At 45.0% G+C, this 3,212-nt stretch carries 3 protein-coding genes and 1 pseudogene; all 4 read left to right on the top strand.

What is annotated here, in order from left to right:
- Positions 1-288 (top strand): annotated as a pseudogene (locus Q0J48_RS06925) (hypothetical protein); the annotation flags it as partial.
- A 62-nt stretch (positions 289-350) separates the two neighbouring features.
- Complete coding sequence (locus tag Q0J48_RS06920; protein WP_296242758.1) at positions 351-1,421, top strand: chorismate mutase; 1,071 nt, start codon at positions 351-353, stop codon at positions 1,419-1,421.
- A gap of 1 nt (position 1,422) precedes the next feature.
- Positions 1,423-2,652 (top strand): aminotransferase class I/II-fold pyridoxal phosphate-dependent enzyme, encoded by a 1,230-nt coding sequence (locus Q0J48_RS06915; RefSeq protein ID WP_296242757.1) that lies wholly within the window; start codon positions 1,423-1,425, stop codon positions 2,650-2,652.
- 60 nt (positions 2,653-2,712) lie between these two features.
- A partial coding sequence (locus Q0J48_RS06910) for a patatin family protein (protein ID WP_296242756.1) occupies positions 2,713-3,212 on the top strand: 500 nt, incomplete at its 3' end.

The following is a 3,212-nucleotide window of genomic DNA, read 5'->3' as shown; positions in this document are numbered from 1 at the left end:
GTGACCGAACCGGGTCTTTACGGGATCGGGGTTCGCTACAAAAGGCCTTTTATCGGAATGATGGCGGGTGGTTTGGCGGCCGGACTCTTTGCGGCCATCGTCGGCTTAAAAGTCTATAATTTCTTGCCGGTGGCCAGTTTCTTGGCTTTGTTGGGCTTTATCGGTCCGGATATGATGAATATGGTTTTTGCGATCATCGGTGCTGTCCTGGCGTTTGTGGTTTCGGCGGCCGTGACCTATTTGTTAGGGGTCGATGAATCGCTGGCGGCCGAAAAAGAAGATCAATAAGATCCCAGGGGACTTCCCTGGGTTTTTTGTATGTGTCTGGTTTTTTGTGCTAAAATATCATCATGAATCAATTAGAAAAAGCTCGCCAAACGATTGATCAAATCGATGAAGAAATGGCTTCTTTATATGAACGGCGCATGGATGCCGTCAAAGAAGTCCTGGCGTATAAAAAAGCAAATGGATTGCCGGTTTTTGACGGGTCAAGAGAACAAGCGGTGATCGACAAAAACAGCGCACGCATACAGAATCCCGAATATCAGGAATTCTATAAGGATTTTTTGAAGAAGCTGATGAACAATTCAAAAGACTATCAGCGTACTTTGTTGAGCCAGCATGTGATCGCCTATGCGGGAGTGCAGGGGGCTTTCAGCCAGATTGCCGCAGCCCGGCTTTTCCCCAATGATCAGAAGCTGAATTTCAAAAATTTTGAGGAAGTCTTTAAGGCCGTTGTGGATAAGCGGGCTGAATTTGGCGTGATCCCTTTTGAAAACACCAATTCCGGCTTAGTCGGAGAGGTGCTGGATGCCTTGTTGGAATATCCGGTCTATATCCAGGAAGTCTATGATCTGAAGGTGGAACAGTGTCTTTTAGGGATTCCGGGAGCGACATTAAAAGATGTCGAATGGGTCTATTCGAAAGACCAGGCTTTGATGCAGTCGCGCGATTTTTTAATGCAGCTGGGGGTGCAAACGATCAGTTACCCGAATACCGCCATGGCAGCTCAATATGTCGCCAGTCAAAACGACAAGACCAAGGCGGCAATCGGAGCCAAAGAAAATGCGGAACTGTATGGCCTTGCGATCTTGGCCAATCAGATCGAAGCTCATACCGAAAATACGACCCGGTTTCTGGTGATCGGGCTTCAGCCAAAGACATCGGGCAATCGCTCCAGCGTCCTTTTGACTGTGCAGCATACCAGCGGTTCGCTGGCGAAGATCATTGAAGTGATCGCCCGTCATCAGATCAATATGGAAAGCATTCAATCGCGTCCGATCAAAGGAAGACCGTTTGAATATTTCTTCTTTGTAGAAATGGATGGAGATGCTGCCCAAGTACAGGCGTGCATTGAAGATATGAAAGAAAACTGCGAAAGTATCAAGAGTTTAGGAACGTATTCGTTAGGAGGTCAGTAATATGAGTTTTGTGAAAGAAAGCGTCAGTCAGAAACCAATCGTAGATACTGTATTTACGATCGTAAAAAAGGCCAAAGAAGACAAGGCCAAGAGTGGTGAAGATGCGGTGGTCGATGCGACGATTGGTTCGCTTTATGATGAAGAAGGGAAACTGGTGGCCTTAGACAGTGTATTCGCTTCGTTAAAAAATCTGGATAATCGGGTCTTGGCTGCTTATGCCGCCAGCTTTACCGGGAATGAAGATTTTAAAGATCGCGTTTATCAATGGGTGTTGAACGGCAACAGCCATCTGCATCATGAGATCATCGCAACCCCGGGAGGAACGGGTGCTGTGGCAATGACGATCCAGGAATGCTTGGATGCCGGGCAAACGGTGATCTTGCCGGAGATTGCCTGGGGAAGCTATAACTTGATGGCGCAGATGAACAATCTGCAGGTAGAAACGTATTCCTTGTTTGAAGGAGATCATTTCAACGTGGATTCCTTTAAAAGGACGTGCCAGGTAGTCATGGCCAAACAAAATAAATTGGTCGTGGTGATTAACGACCCTTGTCATAATCCGACCGGATATTCGTTAACCCGAGAAGAGTGGAATGAAGTGATCGCTTTCTTGAATGAATGTTCACAAACGCATTCTGTCGTTTTATTGAACGATATTGCCTATATCGACTATGCTTATGGCCAAAAACAAGCCAAAGAATACTTCTCGGTTTTTGATCAGATTTCGGAGAACATCGTCGTTGTGGTGGCTTTCAGTTTGAGTAAATCAATGACAAGTTACGGATTGCGCTGCGGAGCGGCCATTATCATGGGACAAAAGGAAGAAGCGGTCCAAGAATTGAAGATCGTCTTTGAAAAAGATGCCCGTGCAACTTGGTCCAATATCAATAACGGCGCTATGGCAACTTTCGTGGATGTGATGGATCATCATTTGGAAGCGTATGATCAGGAACGTCTTCACTATGTGTCTTTATTGAAGGAAAGAAGCGATATCTTTGTCAAAGAGGCAGAAGAAGTGGGCTTGAAACATTATCCTTATAAAGAAGGATTCTTTGTGACCTTGTCGATGGATAATCAAACACGTGACAAATATCATGAAGCTTTGATGGAAAATCATATCTATACCGTGAAGGTCAACTTAGGGATCCGGGTAGCGGTATGTTCTTTATCGGTAGACAAGATTAAAGGACTGGCCAAAAAGATGAAGGAAATCCTGGATACGGTCGAATAATAAACATAGAGATGGACAGAAATAAAACTTTGTCCATCTTTTTTTGTTATAATAGGGACTATGAAAACGGGAATCATTGATGTCGGAGGCGGCATGCGCGATATTTATGGGGCAGGGATATTGGATGGCTGCCTGGATCTGAATATTTCGTTTGATTATGGGATCGGAGTGTCTGCCGGCAGCGGAAACATTGCCACCTTTTTGGCAAAACAAAGAGGGCGAAACAAACGGTTTTATTTGGAATATGCGATGCGCAAAGAATATATGTCATTTTCCAATCTGTTGAAAAAGAAAAAGTATTTGGATTTGGATTATATTTATGGAACCTTGGCAAATTCTACCGGGGAGGATCCGATGGACTATGAAGTGTTCGTGCGCAATCCTATGGAATTTGAAGTGGTCGGTACTGATGCCAGAACGGGAGAGCCGGTTTATTTTGACGGGAAGAAAATGCCGATCGATCATTATGATATTCTCAAAGCCAGCAGCTGTATCCCCGTGATCTGCGCACCGTATCCGATTGGGGATGAAATCTATTTTGATGGCGGATTAAGCGATCC

Source organism: uncultured Faecalicoccus sp., from assembly GCF_944325745.1.
GTDB lineage: Bacteria > Bacillota_I > Bacilli_A > Erysipelotrichales > Erysipelotrichaceae > Faecalicoccus.
This window is presented reverse-complemented; position numbering and strand designations above follow the sequence as displayed.